The 17,288-nt window shown below is 51.8% G+C and carries 14 protein-coding genes and 2 pseudogenes; 7 read left to right on the top strand and 9 right to left on the bottom strand.

Going from position 1 to position 17,288, the window contains the following annotated elements; genetic code table 11:
* Positions 1-341 precede the first annotated feature (341 nt).
* The 3 genes from HP572_RS20640 to HP572_RS20650 all read right to left on the bottom strand — a co-directional run bounded on the left by HP572_RS20640 (position 342) and on the right by HP572_RS20650 (position 1,658).
* The gene (locus tag HP572_RS20640) at positions 342-509 is read right to left on the bottom strand and encodes a hypothetical protein (protein ID WP_240584198.1); all 168 of its coding nucleotides are present in this window, start codon (positions 507-509) and stop codon (positions 342-344) included.
* A 147-nt stretch (positions 510-656) separates the two neighbouring features.
* On the bottom strand, positions 657-1,061 hold the full coding sequence (locus HP572_RS20645) for a hypothetical protein (protein WP_240584199.1): 405 nt from the start codon (positions 1,059-1,061) through the stop codon (positions 657-659).
* Positions 1,062-1,103: 42 nt separating this feature from the next.
* Complete coding sequence (locus tag HP572_RS20650; protein ID WP_240584200.1) at positions 1,104-1,658, bottom strand: flavodoxin family protein; 555 nt, start codon at positions 1,656-1,658, stop codon at positions 1,104-1,106.
* A gap of 104 nt (positions 1,659-1,762) precedes the next feature.
* Between HP572_RS20650 and HP572_RS20655 the strand changes: the two genes are divergently transcribed.
* Entirely contained in the window at positions 1,763-2,161 is a 399-nt protein-coding gene (locus tag HP572_RS20655; protein ID WP_240584201.1) for a helix-turn-helix domain-containing protein, read from the top strand.
* Positions 2,162-2,205: 44 nt separating this feature from the next.
* On the opposite strand, the gene HP572_RS20660 is transcribed toward HP572_RS20655, so the two are convergent.
* Positions 2,206-3,549 carry a 2-hydroxycarboxylate transporter family protein gene (locus HP572_RS20660; RefSeq protein ID WP_039465531.1) on the bottom strand — a complete coding sequence of 448 codons (1,344 nt, stop codon included), beginning with the start codon at positions 3,547-3,549 and terminating at the stop codon, positions 2,206-2,208.
* 1,463 nt (positions 3,550-5,012) lie between these two features.
* Here HP572_RS20660 and dppA point away from each other — a divergent pair.
* The 6 genes and pseudogenes from dppA to HP572_RS20690 all read left to right on the top strand — a co-directional run bounded on the left by dppA (position 5,013) and on the right by HP572_RS20690 (position 11,012).
* The gene (dppA, locus tag HP572_RS20665) at positions 5,013-6,620 is read left to right on the top strand and encodes a dipeptide ABC transporter periplasmic-binding protein DppA (RefSeq protein WP_205549562.1); all 1,608 of its coding nucleotides are present in this window, start codon (positions 5,013-5,015) and stop codon (positions 6,618-6,620) included.
* Positions 6,621-6,853: 233 nt separating this feature from the next.
* Positions 6,854-7,874 (top strand): annotated as a pseudogene (gene dppB / locus HP572_RS20670) (dipeptide ABC transporter permease DppB).
* A 13-nt stretch (positions 7,875-7,887) separates the two neighbouring features.
* A complete protein-coding gene (gene dppC, locus HP572_RS20675) occupies positions 7,888-8,790 on the top strand; it encodes a dipeptide ABC transporter permease DppC (RefSeq protein ID WP_039363567.1) in 903 nt (300 codons plus the stop codon).
* Positions 8,791-8,803: 13 nt separating this feature from the next.
* Entirely contained in the window at positions 8,804-9,784 is a 981-nt protein-coding gene (dppD, locus tag HP572_RS20680; RefSeq protein WP_240584202.1) for a dipeptide ABC transporter ATP-binding protein, read from the top strand.
* Positions 9,781-10,791, top strand: coding sequence for a dipeptide ABC transporter ATP-binding subunit DppF (gene dppF / locus HP572_RS20685; RefSeq protein ID WP_240584203.1), 1,011 nt, complete (start codon positions 9,781-9,783; stop codon positions 10,789-10,791). The genes dppD and dppF overlap by 4 nt, the downstream gene beginning before the upstream one ends.
* Before the next feature lie 35 nt (positions 10,792-10,826).
* Positions 10,827-11,012: a SymE family type I addiction module toxin gene (locus HP572_RS20690; protein WP_240584204.1), complete on the top strand. Its 186-nt coding sequence runs from the start codon at positions 10,827-10,829 to the stop codon at positions 11,010-11,012.
* Positions 11,013-11,088: 76 nt separating this feature from the next.
* Here HP572_RS20690 and HP572_RS20695 read toward each other — a convergent pair whose 3' ends face one another.
* From HP572_RS20695 to HP572_RS20715, 5 genes and pseudogenes are all read right to left on the bottom strand, one after another.
* Positions 11,089-11,394, bottom strand: coding sequence for a hypothetical protein (locus HP572_RS20695; protein ID WP_240584205.1), 306 nt, complete (start codon positions 11,392-11,394; stop codon positions 11,089-11,091).
* Complete coding sequence (locus tag HP572_RS20700; protein ID WP_240584206.1) at positions 11,391-11,807, bottom strand: hypothetical protein; 417 nt, start codon at positions 11,805-11,807, stop codon at positions 11,391-11,393. The genes HP572_RS20695 and HP572_RS20700 overlap by 4 nt, the downstream gene beginning before the upstream one ends.
* Positions 11,808-12,250: 443 nt before the next feature.
* Entirely contained in the window at positions 12,251-12,538 is a 288-nt protein-coding gene (locus HP572_RS20705) for a hypothetical protein (protein WP_240584207.1), read from the bottom strand.
* A 383-nt stretch (positions 12,539-12,921) separates the two neighbouring features.
* Positions 12,922-16,862, bottom strand: a pseudogene (locus HP572_RS20710) (RHS repeat-associated core domain-containing protein); the annotation flags it as partial.
* Positions 16,863-16,873: 11 nt separating this feature from the next.
* Entirely contained in the window at positions 16,874-17,281 is a 408-nt protein-coding gene (locus tag HP572_RS20715) for a DUF1795 domain-containing protein (protein WP_010287508.1), read from the bottom strand.
* Positions 17,282-17,288 lie beyond the last annotated feature (7 nt).

Below are 17,288 nucleotides of genomic sequence, written 5' to 3' on the forward strand. Positions count from 1 at the left end.
TGGAAATTATGCAGGGACATACTAATTCGGTGTATTTAGCTGCGTTCATCGCTTTTCCCATCTGCGTGGCTCTGATTCTGATCATTTTCAAAAAGGTTAGGTAGTTTCGTTAAGAAAATCAATTACCAATGGCTGCTGCCTGTGGCGTTTTTGCGGGTTGGATTCAAGTCGGCAGTGATCGGAATAGGAGCTGCGGTCGGACCGAACAGGGTTGTGTGTGCAATAAGGTTTCCCCTTATTCTGGTGGTACTGTCGGTGGGTTATTAGAAGGGATGCACGATGTTAACAAATAAATGCAAGACTTTTATTCGATGGTTCAGTATTTTCCTTGTCTCTTTTTTTTATTTGATAAGCATTGCTCTTTTTTCTTTTGGACATGTGCAAGATAAGGAAAGAATGGTTTTTTTATCTGATAAAACAGTGTCAGTTGAATACCATTTTGCGATATTAGCTGATATGCGAGAGTCTATGGATTCCATGTATTCGGCTGTATTAATTGGTTTCCCCATCTGTATGCTCCTGATTCTGATCATTTTCAAAAAGGTTAGATAGTTGCGGTAAGCAAACGGAACTGAGCGTCATGTGTGGAATGAGATAAACGAGGCGGGAGCGATCCCGCCTCGTGCTATTTGTACCGAAACTAAAACGGTAAACGCTTACTTAATCTCGATTAGCGTTCCCTGACGGCGAGAAATGGAGCCATCCGGTAATACGATGTTGGTATAAGACACGCCGTTTTTGAAGTCGTCCACGTGAACCACATGTTGCCCTGCACGACGCGACCAGTAGATCATATAGACACCATCACCGACTTTCGTGGTCGTAATTGCAACATCTGCCTTGTTTTTTCCATCTGGGGAAGTGAATGTCATTTCAGTTGGTGATTTGAAATCCAGACGGAATTTCTGATCGCCGAAATCAACGTTATAGGATTTGCCAGTAGCGATGAATTCCGACGCGGTTGCCAGCGGAACGGCATGAGGATCGGTCTGTTGCGCCGAAATTGTTGCGCTAGTGATTAGCAGACCGCTCAGCAATAAAACAGAAAGTGCTTTTTTCATTTTTAGTGACGCCTTTGGGAAGGTTAGGGGGATTTTTCGTAATCAGTCTTTGAAACGGCGTGTAATGTCTGCAACACGCTTGCCGTAGTGCTTAGCGGTATCCAGATCGCCGGAGGGGATCGCCTCTGCGCCTGCGTCTGATGGTGATTGTGCAAGAAGGCCGACGGAGCCGCCGAGGTTGTTGATATCGTTTCGCGTTGCGGCAAGGGTATTCGATGGTGCAAGCCCCAGGCTGACCCAAATCCCCCCATGCTGAGAGGCAAGGGTTTGCAGATAAATCAGTGTGACTTGCTTATCGCCATTCAGACTGGCGCTATTGGTGAAACCGCCAAAAATCTTGTCCTGCCATGCGCGTGTAAACCAAGCTTTGGAGGTCGCATCGGCGAATTTCTTGAATTGCCAGGGAACGGAACCCATGTAGGTCGGCGCACCGAAAATGATGGCATCTGCGTTATTTAGCGTTTCCCACCCTTGCTCATCGACATGGCCATCAGCATCAATAGCAACGAGTATTGCATCAGCGCCTTCAGCGACCACTTCTGCGATACGTTTGGTATGCCCGTATCCCGAGAAGTAAACAACAGCAACGTTCGTCATGGTGTTTCCTTATTCATGTTAGGATTTAACGGGAACAAGGTATATATTATAAACCAACATAACAAGAAGTTACCTAAAGTCCACTAAGTTAACTCGAGTATACTATGGTTAAAAATTCAGCGATTGAGCAAAGGGAAACTGACGCAGGTGAACTGCGTTATAGCGTTTATTTACAGGGCTGTCCGGCGAGAATGGTGCTTGAGCGTTTGGCTGACAAATGGGCATTACTCATTATCGGCCTGCTGAGAACAGGGCCGCTACGGTTTAATCAACTACGGCGTGAAATCGAAGGGGTATCACAGAAGGCGTTGAGTCAAACGCTGAAGAAACTTGAACGAGACGGGATACTTTCGCGGAAGGCGTTTCCGACGGTGCCAGTTACGGTAGAATATGCGTTGACCCCGTTGGGTAAAACGCTGTCAGAAGCCGTTGAACCGTTAGCCAGATGGGCTGAAGAAAATATCGAAGACGTGCTATCGGCGCAGTCGCAGTATGATCAATAAGGTTTCCCCCTTGATTGGAGGAAACCTTGATACTGATAGTGAAATCAGGCAACCCAGCCCAGCAGCAGCGTTGCCGCGATGACGGTAGATGCGCCGCCGATACGGGTAGCGATCTGTGCGAACGGCATCAGAGACATACGGTTAGAAGCAGACAGAATAGCCACGTCACCCGTACCGCCCAGCCCGCTGTGGCACGTGGTTACGATGGACGCTTCAATGGGGTACATGTTCAGGTAAGGCGCAATCAGGAAGCTCACCAGTGCCATGGACAGCACCACAGAACCACAGACGATGACATAACCCACAGAGAATACCGCGACGACGCTCTCCAGCGGGATATACAGCATACCTAGCCCGATCATCAGCGGCCACACCAGAGAACTGGATACAAACTTGTAAACGCTGTGTGCGCCAGTTTCCATAATCGCTGGAATCACGCGTCCGTATTTGCAGAAGACGGCGATCAGAATCATCAGCACCGGGCCTGGGATGTGTACCAGTTTCTCAAACAGGCCACCGACGATGAAGAAGGCGCAAATCATCAACAATCCGCCGCCCATCAGGTGAAAATCGACTGGCTTTGGTGCTTCGTTTACGGCAAACATCGCGTTGTCTTCATCGCTGCGAACCAGACGGCCTTCGCCGTTCAGATCCTTGCGGCGCATACCCAGACGGGACAGCACGCCAGCACACAGAATCGCGAAGATGTTACCGACAACGGCAGCAGGCGCTAACTGGGCAACATAGACATCCGGGGTTTGTCCCAGAATGGCCGAATAGGCGAGAGACAACGGCAGGATGCCTTCACCGATACCGCCGCCGATGATGGGCACGATGATGAAGAAGAAAGTGTGATAGAAGCTGTAGCCGCACAGTTTACCAACCAGCAAACCGGTTGCCAGCGCGGTTGCGGTACCGATGACCAGCGGGACGAACATACGTACCATCCCCTGAATCAGGATCTTGCGATTCATACCCAGAATACTGCCGACCACCAGACAGGCGATGACGAAATACAGGAAGTTCGCCTCTTTCATCAGCAGGTGGACGGTTTTCATGGTGTTGTCGTTGAACAGCTCAAAATACACCATAACGGACGGTACCATCAGGCACAGAATAGCCGGGCCGCCGATATCTTTGAACACGGGAATGTTGCTGCCAATGTGTGCCAGTAAAAAACCCATCGTCATGATGACGGCGAAACCGCCAATCATATTTTTAGGTAAATATCCTTCGTAGGCTGCGATAGCGACAATGGCGGCTATCGCCATGAAAAGCGCAACGGGAACGGAGCCGATTTTCTTTTTAAAAAATCCGCCGATAAACGATTCTTGTGTTTCCAGAGCGAGATCGTTCTCACATAAAATATCAGTTTCAATTTTTTTCATTATATTCACCCTGCTAGGACAGTTGGTACAGAAAGAAATGACATACCTGCCGTGTAATCTCGTTGAGATATTGGTAACGCATCGTTATCGACGCATCTTATTGGCTTTTTGCTTGCTGATATCGGTGTGGATATCGAGCCTGCTAATGCCGATGGCGGCGGGATGTTTATTATCAAAAAGCAGAAAAATACTTTTTTTTGTTTTTTATCAGTTAGTAACAAAAATATAAGGAATGGTTGATATTATTTAACAATGAATCCTGTTGGAGGGTAATCTAGCATGAGGGAATGTTAAAAATAATACGTTAATTACGTATTTGTGAACTTATCAGCAACTCTATTTTAAATAACTTATATTGTTTTTTTGTAATTAAAATAATTTATTGAGGGAATATGGAGGGGTAAAACAGAAGGAGAGGTAACTCACAGAGTGAAAAATACCACTTTATGAGAATAAGTAAATAGCGTGTTTTACATTTTAGTGAAAATATTTATTTAACTAAAATAGCCAATTAATTATTGAGCAATATCATTTTATCCTCGGTAAGAGCCCTGACGATGTCGTGCAGGACAAAATGCGTTCTCGACCCTGCATCAGCCGCCTTTTTATCTATGCTTTATCTAACGGAGATATCCCGCAATGGCTCTCTGGTCACGGTTATCCCACAGATAAAGAACAATGAAGAGCGATTTTGCGGCCCGTCGAAAGAGGGGGAAACCACGTTTTATGTCGCGCAGAGTTTTTTTATGTAGCGTAGATAGTCATTTGCCTACTTATGGTGCCGTGGCAAATATCAGAATTTCTTATTATCTGTCAGAGTTTTCACCTGCTGTTAACGTTTTTAACAAAAAATAGTGCTCAAATCTTGGACATGTAAGACCAGATGACTATAGTTTTTTTAATGGTGATAATTTCTTTATGTCCGCAAGCTATCGGTTTTTATCGCTGTTTTTTCCGAAAAAGGCAAAACATCCACCTTTTGTAAGGTGATGAACTTGTATTTTCTCTTTTAAGAAAATGTAAGGAAATTTTGTAAATCCTTACTGCTTATATTGACGTCACCGCCATCTGTTGAGAAATTGAGGGCGTCATAGGGATATAAGGAGGAAAGCAGCGGCTTGTCTGAATGATTCTACGTCTTCATCCAGCATCCGTGAGCGGGTTGTGGCGCGTCAAGATATACGTTGTAGTTATTATGACTATATCCAACAGCGTGGCGGCCATCGGTTTTAGTAACCCCCCTTTCCTCTTCCTCATTATTTTAGTTTTGCCTTCGGGCGACAGGGTACAGACCACAGTTCGTAAAAATACAGGTCTGGCCAACCATACCCAATTGATTTCGAGATGCAGGACGGACTATCAGCGCTGTTAACCACTGTGCGTTTAACGACAGTATTAACGCGTATGCAGCTTGGAGTATGGCGGGTATAGCACACAACATCATCCACAATGGAGCACAAGTAATGGAAAAATCCCTGGTTAAATCAAGGGTGTTGAAGTTCGGCCTTGGCTTGCTCGCCATGTCCGTCGCTGCAGGCGTTCAAGCAAAGACGCTGGTGTACTGCTCAGAAGGCTCCCCGGAAGGTTTTAACCCGCAGCTGTTTACCTCCGGTACCACGTTTGATGCCAGCTCTATTCCTATTTATAACCGCTTGGTGGAATTTAAAGACGGCACCACGGACACCGGTCCGGGTCTGGCTGAAAAATGGGATATTAGCGAAGACGGCAAAACCTATACTTTCCATCTGCGCAAAGGCGTGAAATGGCAAGACAGCAAGGATTTCAAACCTTCTCGTGAATTCAATGCCGATGACGTGATTTTCTCCTTCATGCGTCAGCAGGATGCTAACCATCCGTACCACAAAGTATCTGGCGGCAGCTATGAATACTATCAGGGTATGGGGATGCCGGAGCTGGTCAGCAAAATCGAAAAAGTAGACGACTACACTGTCCGCTTTGTGCTGAACCGCCCTGAAGCGCCATTCCTGGCAAACCTGGCGATGGACTTCGCTTCCATCATGTCAGCGGAATACGCTGATAACATGCTGAAAGCCGGTACGCCAGAGAAGATTGACCTGAACCCAATCGGTACAGGCCCGTTCCAGTTACAGCAGTACCAGAAAGACTCCCGTATCCTGTACAAAGCCTTTGAAGGCTTCTGGGGCACCAAGCCGGGCGTTGACCGTCTGGTCTTCTCCATCACGCCAGATGCGTCTGTGCGTTACGCCAAGCTGCAAAAAGACGAATGCCAGATCATGCCGTATCCAAACCCGGCCGATCTTGCTCGCATGAAAGAAGACAAAAACATCACGTTGATGGAGCAGCCTGGCCTGAATGTCGGCTACCTGTCTTACAACGTTGAGAAAAAACCGCTGGATAACGTCAAGATTCGCCAGGCGCTGAACTATGCGGTGAACAAGTCTGCCATCATCGATGCGGTCTATCAGGGTGCCGGCCAGGCCGCAACCAACCTGATCCCGCCGACCATGTGGGGCTACAACAACGACGTTAAAGACTACAGCTACGATCCTGAGAAAGCGAAAGCACTGCTGAAAGAAGCGGGTATGGCTGACGGTTTCTCTATCGACCTGTGGGCAATGCCGGTACAGCGTCCGTACAACCCGAACGCCCGTCGTATGGCGGAGATGATTCAGTCCGACTGGGCGAAAGTTGGCGTCAAAGCCAAGATCGTCACCTACGAGTGGGGCGAGTATCTGAAGCGCGCGAAAGACGGCGAACACCAGACCGTACTGATGGGCTGGACTGGCGACAATGGGGATCCAGATAACTTCTTCGCGACCCTGTTCAGCTGTGACGCCGCCAAAAATGGCTCCAACTACTCCAAGTGGTGCTACAAGCCGTTTGAAGATTTGATCCAGCCGGCGCGTGCCATTTCCGATCACGAAAAACGTATTGAGCTGTACAAACAAGCGCAGGTTGTGATGCACGATCAGGCTCCGGCGCTGATTGTTGCGCACTCCACCGTGTACGAGCCAGTGCGTAAAAACGTGAAAGGTTATGTGGTTCAGCCACGTGGCGTGCATAGCTTCAACAACGTGACGTTGGATTAAGTCAGCCACTCGTTTTTCACGGACATTCAAAACCCCGACCTTGCGGTTTCTCGTTAGAGGAGCCGTGGAGGCGGGGTTTCTTGCCCGTTAAATTTTATGGTGGGCTTCCTGCCCACCACCCTGTGGGCCGTCGTCCACGACGTTTAAAATCGTTCCTGACGATTTTTTATGCTGTGAGCAATGATAAGCCTGATGGCCAATGAGCCAACGGGCATGAATAGAGAGTTCGGGATATGTTGCAGTTCATACTCCGGCGTTTGGGGTTAGTTATCCCAACGTTTATTGGTATCACCCTATTAACCTTCGCATTCGTACACATGATTCCGGGCGATCCGGTGATGATCATGGCGGGGGAACGGGGTATCTCCGCCGAGCGCCATGCGCAATTGCTGGCTGAAATGGAGGCTGGATAAGCCGCTTTGGCAGCAATACCTCCACTATATTGGCGGTGTGATGCAGGGCGACCTGGGGATCTCCCTCAAGAGTCGTATCCCCGTGTGGGAAGAATTTGTGCCTCGCTTCAAAGCGACGCTGGAACTGGGTATCTGCGCGATGATGTTTGCTATCGCAGTGGGTATTCCGGTTGGTGTGCTGGCTGCGGTCAAACGCGGTTCCATTTTCGATCATACCTCTGTTGGCCTGGCGCTGACGGGCTACTCCATGCCTATCTTCTGGTGGGGCATGATGCTGATTATGCTGGTCTCCGTTCAACTTGACCTTACTCCCGTGTCGGGACGCATCAGCGACACGATTTTCCTTGATGACAGCATGCCGCTAACCGGCTTTATGCTGATCGATACCCTGTTCTGGGGCGAGGAAGGCGACTTTGTCGACGCGGTTGAGCACATGATCTTGCCTGCCATCGTGCTGGGCACCATTCCACTGGCGGTGATTGTGCGTATGACGCGCTCTGCGATGCTGGAAGTGCTGGGTGAGGATTACATTCGTACCGCGCGCGCCAAAGGGCTGAGCCGTCTGCGTGTGATTGTCGTGCACGCATTGCGTAATGCGATGCTGCCGGTGGTAACGGTAATTGGTTTACAGGTCGGTACCATGCTGGCCGGGGCGATCCTGACGGAAACCATTTTCTCTTGGCCGGGGCTGGGACGGTGGTTAATCGATGCGTTGCAGCGTCGTGACTATCCGGTGGTTCAGGGCGGCGTACTGCTGGTGGCAACCATGATCATTCTGGTGAACCTGCTGGTAGATGTGCTCTACGGCGTGGTTAACCCACGCATCCGTCACAAGAAATAAGGGGAAGGCTAAGATGACACACGTCACTGAACCTGTTGTAAATAGCGCACCGAAGCCGATGACCCCGCTACAGGAATTCTGGCACTATTTTAAACGTAACAAAGGGGCGGTCGTTGGCATGGTGTATGTCGTGCTGATGCTGATTATCGCCATTGGCGCCAACGTGTTGGCACCGCATGCGCCCGCTGAGCAGTTCCGCGATGCGCTGCTTCGTCCACCGGTCTGGCAAGAGGGCGGAAGCTGGCAGTTTATTCTGGGAACGGACGACGTCGGGCGTGATGTCCTGTCCCGTCTGATGTACGGCGCACGTCTCTCGCTGCTGGTTGGCTGTCTGGTCGTCGCGCTGTCGCTGGTGTTAGGCGTGATCTTCGGCCTGCTGGCCGGGTATTTCGGCGGTGTGGTCGATGCGCTCATCATGCGTATCGTCGATATCATGCTGGCGCTGCCGAGCCTGCTGCTGGCGCTGGTGCTGGTGGCCGTCTTCGGACCTTCGATTGTGAACGCCTCGCTCGCGCTGACCTTCGTGGCATTGCCGCACTATGTCCGTTTGACCCGTGCAGCGGTGCTGGTGGAAGTCAATCGCGACTACGTCACGGCTTCACGCGTGGCGGGAGCCAGTTCGGCGCGCCAGATGTTCGTCAACATTCTTCCGAACTGTCTGGCACCGTTGATTGTGCAGGCTTCTCTCGGCTTTTCTAACGCCATTCTTGATATGGCTGCTTTGGGTTTCCTCGGTATGGGCGCACAGCCGCCAACGCCAGAGTGGGGCACCATGCTGTCGGACGTTTTGCAGTTTGCACAGAGCGCCTGGTGGGTAGTGACGTTCCCCGGTCTGGCAATCTTACTGACGGTATTGGCGTTTAACCTGATGGGGGACGGCTTGCGTGACGCTCTCGACCCCAAACTCAAGCAGTAGTAGAGGTAGAGAGATGGCGTTGCTCAATGTAGATAAACTGTCGGTTCACTTTGGTGATGACGATCTGCCGTTTCGTGCGGTCGATCGTATCAGCTACCAGGTTGAACAAGGTCAGGTCGTCGGTATCGTCGGTGAATCCGGCTCCGGTAAGTCCGTCAGCTCGCTGGCGATTATGGGGCTGATTGATTACCCCGGCAAAGTGATGGCCGACAAGCTGGAATTTAACCAGCGTGATTTAACAAAAATTTCTGAAAAAGAACGGCGTAATCTGGTGGGTTCTGAAGTCGCGATGATTTTCCAGGACCCGATGACCAGCCTGAATCCGTGCTACACCGTGGGCTACCAGATCATGGAAGCCATCAAGGTGCATCAGGGCGGTAACCGCAAAACCCGTCGTCAGCGTGCGATTGACCTGCTGACGCTGGTCGGGATTCCCGATCCGGGTTCGCGTCTTGATGTGTATCCGCACCAGCTTTCCGGCGGGATGAGCCAGCGCGTGATGATCGCGATGGCGATTGCCTGTCGGCCGAAGCTGCTGATTGCCGATGAGCCGACCACAGCGCTGGACGTGACTATTCAGGCGCAGATCATCGAACTGCTGCTCGAATTGCAGCAGCGCGAGAACATGGCGCTGATCCTGATTACCCACGATTTGGCACTGGTGGCCGAAGCGGCACACCACATCATCGTGATGTATGCCGGTCAGGTTGTGGAATCAGGCAAAGCGGCGGATATTTTCAGCGCGCCTCGTCATCCGTATACCCAGGCGTTGCTACGTGCGCTGCCGGAGTTTGCGGCGGATAAATCCCGACTGGCATCGTTGCCGGGTGTGGTGCCGGGTAAATATGACCGCCCGAACGGCTGTCTGTTAAACCCGCGTTGCCCCTATGCGCAAGACCGCTGCCGTCAGGAAGAACCTGCACTGCGCGATATTCCTGGTCGTCAGGTGAAATGTCATACACCGCTGGATGATGCGGGGAGGCCAACCCTATGAGTGAACTGAACGCACCATCGCAGCCGTATTTGCTGCATGCGATTGATTTGAAAAAACACTATCCGGTGAAAAAGGGCTTTTTCGCGCCAGAGCGGATGGTGAAAGCGCTGGACGGTGTTTCCTTTACGCTGGAACGCGGTAAAACGCTGGCGGTGGTCGGAGAGTCCGGCTGTGGAAAATCCACGCTGGGCCGCCTGCTGACGATGATCGAAACCCCCTCTGATGGCGAGCTGCACTATCAGGGGCAGGATCTGCTGAAGCACGATCCTGAAGCGCAGAAGCTGCGTCGGCAGAAGATCCAGATCGTTTTCCAGAATCCGTACGGATCGCTCAATCCGCGTAAGAAAGTCGGCCAGATCCTGGAAGAACCGCTGCTGATCAACACGGAACTGTCAAAAGCCGAACGCCGTGAAAAAGCGTTGGCGATGATGGCGAAAGTGGGGCTGAAAACGGAGCACTATGACCGCTATCCGCATATGTTTTCTGGCGGTCAGCGTCAGCGTATCGCTATCGCCCGTGGGCTGATGTTGGACCCAGACGTGGTGATTGCCGATGAACCGGTTTCGGCGCTGGACGTGTCGGTTCGTGCACAGGTGCTGAACCTGATGATGGATTTGCAGCAGGATCTGGGGCTGTCTTACGTTTTCATCTCGCACGATCTGTCCGTTGTCGAACATATCGCTGATGAAGTGATGGTGATGTATCTGGGCCGCTGTGTGGAGAAGGGCAGTAAAGATGCCATTTTCAACAACCCGCGCCACCCGTATACGCAGGCGTTACTTTCCGCGACGCCGCGCCTGAATCCGGATTTACGCCGCGAACGCATCAAGCTGACGGGTGAACTGCCCAGCCCGCTGAATCCGCCGCCGGGTTGCGCGTTTAATGCCCGCTGCCAGCGCTGCTTCAGCACCTGCACACAGTTCCAGCCACAGCTGAAAACCTACGGCGAACAGCAGGTTGCCTGCTTCGCCGTCGATCAGGATGAGCAGGGCACAGCAGTCGCCTAGTTTGCCTTCAACGCCCCACACCGCTTTGCCGCGGTGTGGGGCGTAGGTTTTTTGGCTGTATCTGCCCGCGATCGCTTAAGTGTTCCGCTAAATTTAACCTGACTTCAGCTATTAGCCTTAAAGGCCGCTGGCTGGAAGAGTCGGGGTTTATGACCGGGATGGTGATAATGGTGATGGTCGAGCGCGGAAGGAACGTGAGTGAGACGGAGATTAATTTCTGACGTCGCGCATGACGGAATAAATAGCAGATAAAATAAAGCCGGAAGGATCGTGGAGTATCGCTTCCGGATTATTAAGCTATTTAGTACTATATACAAAACTTTTTAAGTCAGACGTCCAGTTTTCATTTTTCTCATCAAGATATAGCCGGACATTATCTTTCTTTCTTCTTACATAAAGAATATCTGATATTTTGTAAGTTCGTCGTCCTAATTCATCAAATAAACAAAAAACCAGAGTCTCTCTATTCAAGGTTCTTTCGTTTAACATATCCCATTCTATTTCATCGTCAAAAACAGTGAATATGTCATTGCTATTCAATATAGTCCACCCTGAGCGCTCTAGCATATCCTTTATTTCAAACATTTTTTCTTTAATTTTCAAAGTACCTCCCAAAATCCTGTAGGTGGTGAAATCCCATTGTCCTTTAAGCTTTTCATAATGTCATCTTGAGTCATAGGAGCACCACCTTTCTTCCATGTATCAATAGAAAGAATCTTATTATTTTTATCAGTAATTGTCACACTGTAATCATTATCACCTAATTTCCTAACATAATATTTAGCATCTGGATGTTTACCTCCACCTTTTAATAAACTTCCGTGAGAAACGTTCTTTTTCCCTCTTTCTAAATATTTCTTTGGAGATAAATCAGAGTGGCGTCGAGCATGATCCTTTAGACCTGAGTCTCCTTCTTTGAAGGTTCGTCGACTTTTCCACTCACAACCAGCCAACCCAAAGGGATCAACCCAACAAACAGGGTTATGAACATATCCATAGTTACTCTCCCCACCCATCACCCCTATCGGGTCAGGCGAGACGTAGCATCGTAGTACTGAAAACGGTTATACCATAACCGGCCGCCTGTCTGCGCACCAACCGCCCGGCTTGGGTATTGCTGCGGGTTGTGTTTTGGCAGGCACGCTACCGCCTGCTATGACATAGCCAATTTGTAGTTTCTTATAATATCAGTGGGTTGAATTGATTACATTAGTGGTTGTGGTATCAAGCCATACGGCGGGATACGCACCACAAAACAGCAGGCCCAATCCGCCATCAGTCACCAACCTTGAAGGCTGCTTGCTGGAGGAGTCGGGTTTATGACCGAGATGCCGATCATGGTGACGGTTGAGTGGGGGAGATTGATGATTGGGACGGAGATTAACCTCTCACACTATACGTAATAAATGACGAAAAAATAAAGCCGGAAGGATTATTGCTATCGCTTCCGGATTTTTTATTAATCACCGCTAACGGAATTATAACTGGGTTTTTCTTTTTTTATATTTACATATAAATCTTTATCTTCCACCTTCCACCAATATTCATTATATGATGAAGGATTTTTATATTCATAAATTGTAACAACACCAAGCAACCCGCATGGAGTTTCAGCCATAAAATCCCAGCCATTTCTCTCAGCGCAAAACATATCGAGATCTTCGTCATACCATATAGAAAAACCTTTTTTATCAAGAATGTTTAACGCTGTGTTATATACATTACTATATTCTGACAAAGTAGGCATATATACTCCATATTTGTATTAATAAAAGATTAGTTAATTATATTTATTGCATCAAAAGGTATTTCACCTTTAAATAAAACTTCCAATGCTCGTTTAGCATTCCGTCTATCAATTAAGTTCCCACCTCGTTCTACTGCTTGCAATACGTTATTATGGTCAATAAATTTAGCTCCGCCTTGGATCGCTTTTTTCACATCAATTTCTATCAAACCATTACCACTACTGAATCTCTTGGTGGCTTCTTTTGTCATTGCAGCAGATATATGCCCGGTATCACGACCTGCTACATGTTCTAAAATTGAACCACCCGCACCTTTAGGTTGTAACGGGAGTCCTTGCTCTAATCTTGCAAGATCATCAGCTGTAATTTGCCTATAAACTTTATTACAACCAGCCAACCCCAGCGAGTCGATCCACGTATTGGGATTAGGCACATACCCATAGTTACTCTCCCCACCCAACACCCCTATCGGATCAGGTGAGACGTAGCATCCACCCGTCGGGTCGTAGTACCGAAAACGGTTATAACATAGCCCGCTTTCGGTGTCACGGTACTGTCCGGCAAAGGCAAGTCCAGGGTCGGCAGGGTCTTCCGCGGAGCGCTGCCGCTGGCCCCAGAGGGTGCTTTTGGGCGCCTGCCAGCGCAGGGTGCCGTCGGGTCGGTACAGGGCCTGTGGTTCACCGTTCTGGCTGCTGGTGACAAAATCGGTTTCCCAGCGTCCGTCAGTATTCTGCCGCTGCTGAACCAGCAGCTCCCAGCCGTTGTGTACCCAGTGGCGGCGGGCAACGCGTTCACCGTTGCGATAATGCCGCACCTCGGCGATTTGGTCGCCGTCCCACAGGTAACGGATATCGTCTTGTGTCTGCTCGCAGCGTTTGCCGGTGCGCCGCCCGAACGGGTCATAACGGTAGAACCAGCGCTCACCCGTCGGGGTGTCGACAACCCGGAGCTGGTTACGGCTGTCCCAGCGGTAGTGCCAGACCTGTGGACGGTAACCCGGCTGAACCACCTGTTTACGGATGAGCCGTCCGGCTTTGTCGTACTGGTAATGGGTGTCGTCGTGCTGAGTCAGCCTGCCCGCCTGCCATTCGGTGAGTCGTGCGGTATCCTGCGGCAGGCCGTTGCGGGTATAGCGGTAGGCTTCGTCGGTTTCGACCGCACGCCCTGAGCCACCGCTCAGGACGGACAGCACGCGTCCGGTGGCGTCCAGACGATAGCCCCGGGTTTCACGGTTATGGCGAACGCCAGCCAGGTTGCCTGCGCCGTCGTACAGATACTCCCTTGTCTGCGAAGCATGCAGACGACCATCCTGCTGCTGACCGCTCATCTCGCGCGTTAGCCAGCCCATCACGTCATATTCACGGTGCTGGACGAACGCCCCGCCTGAACGGGAGGATTCTCGCCCAGCGGCATCATGGACAAGGGTGAGCTCTGCGCCGTCCGGTAGCTGCACCTGTTGCAGTTCACCTGCCGCACTATAGCGGAACGTGCTGGTCAGTGCGCCATCGCGCTCATCTTCCCCGGCCAGGGTTCGTGTCACGGTGCGTGCGGTATCGTCAAACTGTCGGGTGAGCAGGGTGCCGTTCAACCATTCCTGCACCACCCGGTCACGGAGGTCATACTCCAGTTGGACATGACTGGTAGCGGAGATGACCTCGGTCAGCCTGCCTGCCGCATCGTAGCGGTAGTGCAGCATATCGTCTGGTGCCGTTTCTTTTATCAGTAATCCGCGCCCGTCGCACAGGAAGTGGCGGATTTCTCCTTCGCCATTGCGAACGGCGATGCAGTGGCCGTCTTCGTCATAGCCGTAGTGGGTTTCCGTACCCGCCATGTCCCGTTCGCGGATAACCCGCGCATCGGCATCCAGCCACCACTGCCACTGGTTACCGTCCGGTGCGTGACACACACCAGTTGCTGACTCTCTTTGTCGTACTCGTAACGCCAGGTGCGATCTTGTGCATCCGTTCGCGAGGTGAGTAGGTCAAAGGGACCGTAGCTCTGGCGCCACAGCGCGCCGTTGCCGTCCACATAGCTCAGCAGGTTGTTATGCTTGTCGTACTGGCGTTTTTCTTCTTTCTCGTCGGGGCGTATCAACTGCTCCGGCAGTTTCCAGCTCGCACGACGATAGCCCAGCCGATATTGCGCGCCGTCCGGCCGCTGCCACTGCACGACTCTGTCCTGCTGGTCATAGCGTAGCTGCTGGGTACGCCCCAGCGCATCGCTGGCACTCAGCAACCGTTGGCGATGATCGTAACGCAGCCGCGCCTGAACCTCGCCCGCCTGATCGCTCACCTGCGTCAGCAAGCCGTGGCGGTTCCAGGTAAATCGTACTTCGCGGGTATCCGGCCCCGTGAGCTTCTCTGGGTTGCCTGCCTCATCGAACGCCCATTGCCAGATGCGCCCCAGCGGGTCGGTGATGCCGCATAACCGCTGTGCGTCGTCGTAGTCATAGGCCCAGGCATGACCGCTGCCGTCGGTGAAGGTGCTCACCAGTCCGCTGTCGTCCAGATAGGTGAACTCAACCACCCGACCAGCGGGGGAAATCTCACGCAGCAGGTTGCCGTAATCGTCGTAGTCGTAGCGGGTGACGTGCCCTAACGGGGATTTTTCCCAGCTCATCAGGTGCAGATGGTTGAAGCCAAATTCGCTACGCTGACCTAATCCGTCGATCATGACTACGCGATCGTCGAGATACTCAAAATGCGCCGTCAGGTAGCCGTCGGCACAGGTGGTGTAGACACAGCGACCCTGATGATCATAGTCGTAGCGCGCCCAAGTTTGGTCGTTGTCATGCCAGCGCGTGAGTCGGTTTTCTTTGTCGTAGTCGTAAAACAGATGATAGGCATGGGCGGCATCGGCCTCGACCAGCCGGCCCTGTTCATCCTGCCGGTATTCAGCCAGCAGGGTTTTCTGCCCGGTATCAATACGCTGTATCTGATGCAGATACTCGCCTCGCCACACCAGCAGCAGCTCGATACCATCACTGTGACGTATCTTGCGCAGATAGCCTTTTGGATCGCGGATCAGGGTAATGCGGTTGTCGTGCGGGTCATGTATCGAAGACAGGAGTAGCCGATCGCCCTGAGGCACATCGAATTCACGCCAGGTGAGGCTTTCTCGATCCCATAGGCTAAAGCCGCTTGCCCGCCGATACAGAGTAAACGCTGGATAGAGCGGACAAAATACCGACTGCACATCCTGATGGAAGGTGAAATCGATGTCATATCCCTGTGCCAGTGTGATGACGACGTGAGTATTCAGGCCGTCGCGACTGACCTGTGCTGTTTCGCTCCAGGTATCGTACCAGCCGCGTCCTAGCAGCCCGGTATGGGTGGCAGCGGAACGGTAAGTGCGCTCAAAAAGTAGAGGAAGTGTTTGCCCCAGTTCAATATCCTGACGCATCTCGATCACATCCCCGCTGGGAATGTAGACCGGATCTTTCAGGAAGCCGCGAGTCGCTTCCCTAATCCGTGCCAAGCCTTTGCTATTTTTAAAGCCTTTGCTGGCACAGCGAACGGCTCTCCGTAACCCCACCGCCATTCTTAACGCGCCCATGCGCATGCCTTTGAGCACCGCAGTGGGGCCACGCGTAAACAGCTTGCCCAGCCCTTTGAACATGCCCCGACTGGGCGGAACCAGAAACTCAACTGCAATCAGTAGCGCTTTTTCCCACCAGCTGAATTCGTCACTAATCTCCAAACAGGTTTGCTGGCCGGAACCAAAAAAGACGGTTGATGCCCCTTCCTTGATGGTGGCACCACAGACGGTTTTATCGTCGATACGCGCGGCGGGTGAGCCATTGACGTAGACGGTCTCGCTTCCTTGCGCAATGAGCTGGGGCGAGTTGTGCTTGGTGCAGGCTACCGTGTCGACTTCGGCACGGGAAATCGCCTGCTTCTCCGCAAACACCGTACCTGAACCCGAAGAAACGGGCCCAAACGGCGGCGCGCCGCTGTCTACCATCGCGGAAACCTTGCTGGAGACGCTGCTGATTAGCCCCCCGAGCAGGCTGACTGCTCCAAATCCCACTGCCAGTTTGACTGCCCCGACAACCAGCGCCGCCCCCATGCCACCCGTCCCGACAACGGCGACGGCAATGGCTCCAGCGACTGCCGCAGCGGCGGCAAATGCCACCGCCGCCACAACCGCCCCTGCGATCGCTCCAGCCAGCGCGCCGAGAAAGCTTTTGTGCTTGATGGTTTTGCCTGGTGATGTCGGGGCTTTTCCCTGGCCCGGTTGAGGACGACCAGCAGGCGGCGTCGGGCCTTTGCCTGCGTGCATGGCACCGACGCGGGCAACACGGTTCAGAATGTCACTCAGCATGATGACTCCTTTCAGGTGGCAGCTTTAAATGTCTCGACTACCGCCAGCATTGCTGTTTTCTGCTCCGCACTGAGCTCGCCTGCTACGGTTACGGTAAACGTCATCAATAACTCACCGCGCACCTGCATCACGACAACCTGATGCATCGGCCCTTCCGGTGACCGCCAGGTATATTCCAGACCGTGTGCAGGTTGCCCATCCAGCGTCAATGTCCAAACGCCGCGCTCTTCATACCCTTTCAGGTGTGCTGCAAACTGGGCCAACGTCTGCTGATAAACCGTCTCTGCCGTCAGACCGAAGTCAATCGGGGTACGGTTAACAACCAGATTGATGGCATCCCCCGGCAGGACAAAAACATGGAGTGATTCATCGCGCCAATCGGCGGGGATAGCCAGCGTCCCTTCATTCATCTGATACATATTCATC

This window comes from Pectobacterium sp. PL64, from assembly GCF_022477975.1.
GTDB lineage: Bacteria > Pseudomonadota > Gammaproteobacteria > Enterobacterales > Enterobacteriaceae > Pectobacterium > Pectobacterium jejuense.

Coding starts and splice junctions, on each gene's coding strand:
- HP572_RS20640 (WP_240584198.1), bottom strand. CDS start 509: ATGGGGAAACCAATTAATACAGCCGAATACATGGAATCCATAGACTCT.
- dppA (WP_205549562.1), top strand. CDS start 5,013: ATGGAAAAATCCCTGGTTAAATCAAGGGTGTTGAAGTTCGGCCTTGGC.
- HP572_RS20645 (WP_240584199.1), bottom strand. CDS start 1,061: ATGAAAAAAGCACTTTCTGTTTTATTGCTGAGCGGTCTGCTAATCACT.
- HP572_RS20660 (WP_039465531.1), bottom strand. CDS start 3,549: ATGAAAAAAATTGAAACTGATATTTTATGTGAGAACGATCTCGCTCTG.
- HP572_RS20655 (WP_240584201.1), top strand. CDS start 1,763: ATGGTTAAAAATTCAGCGATTGAGCAAAGGGAAACTGACGCAGGTGAA.
- dppF (WP_240584203.1), top strand. CDS start 9,781: ATGAGTGAACTGAACGCACCATCGCAGCCGTATTTGCTGCATGCGATT.
- HP572_RS20715 (WP_010287508.1), bottom strand. CDS start 17,281: ATGTATCAGATGAATGAAGGGACGCTGGCTATCCCCGCCGATTGGCGC.
- dppD (WP_240584202.1), top strand. CDS start 8,804: ATGGCGTTGCTCAATGTAGATAAACTGTCGGTTCACTTTGGTGATGAC.
- dppC (WP_039363567.1), top strand. CDS start 7,888: ATGACACACGTCACTGAACCTGTTGTAAATAGCGCACCGAAGCCGATG.
- HP572_RS20700 (WP_240584206.1), bottom strand. CDS start 11,807: ATGGGTGGGGAGAGTAACTATGGATATGTTCATAACCCTGTTTGTTGG.
- HP572_RS20650 (WP_240584200.1), bottom strand. CDS start 1,658: ATGACGAACGTTGCTGTTGTTTACTTCTCGGGATACGGGCATACCAAA.
- HP572_RS20705 (WP_240584207.1), bottom strand. CDS start 12,538: ATGCCTACTTTGTCAGAATATAGTAATGTATATAACACAGCGTTAAAC.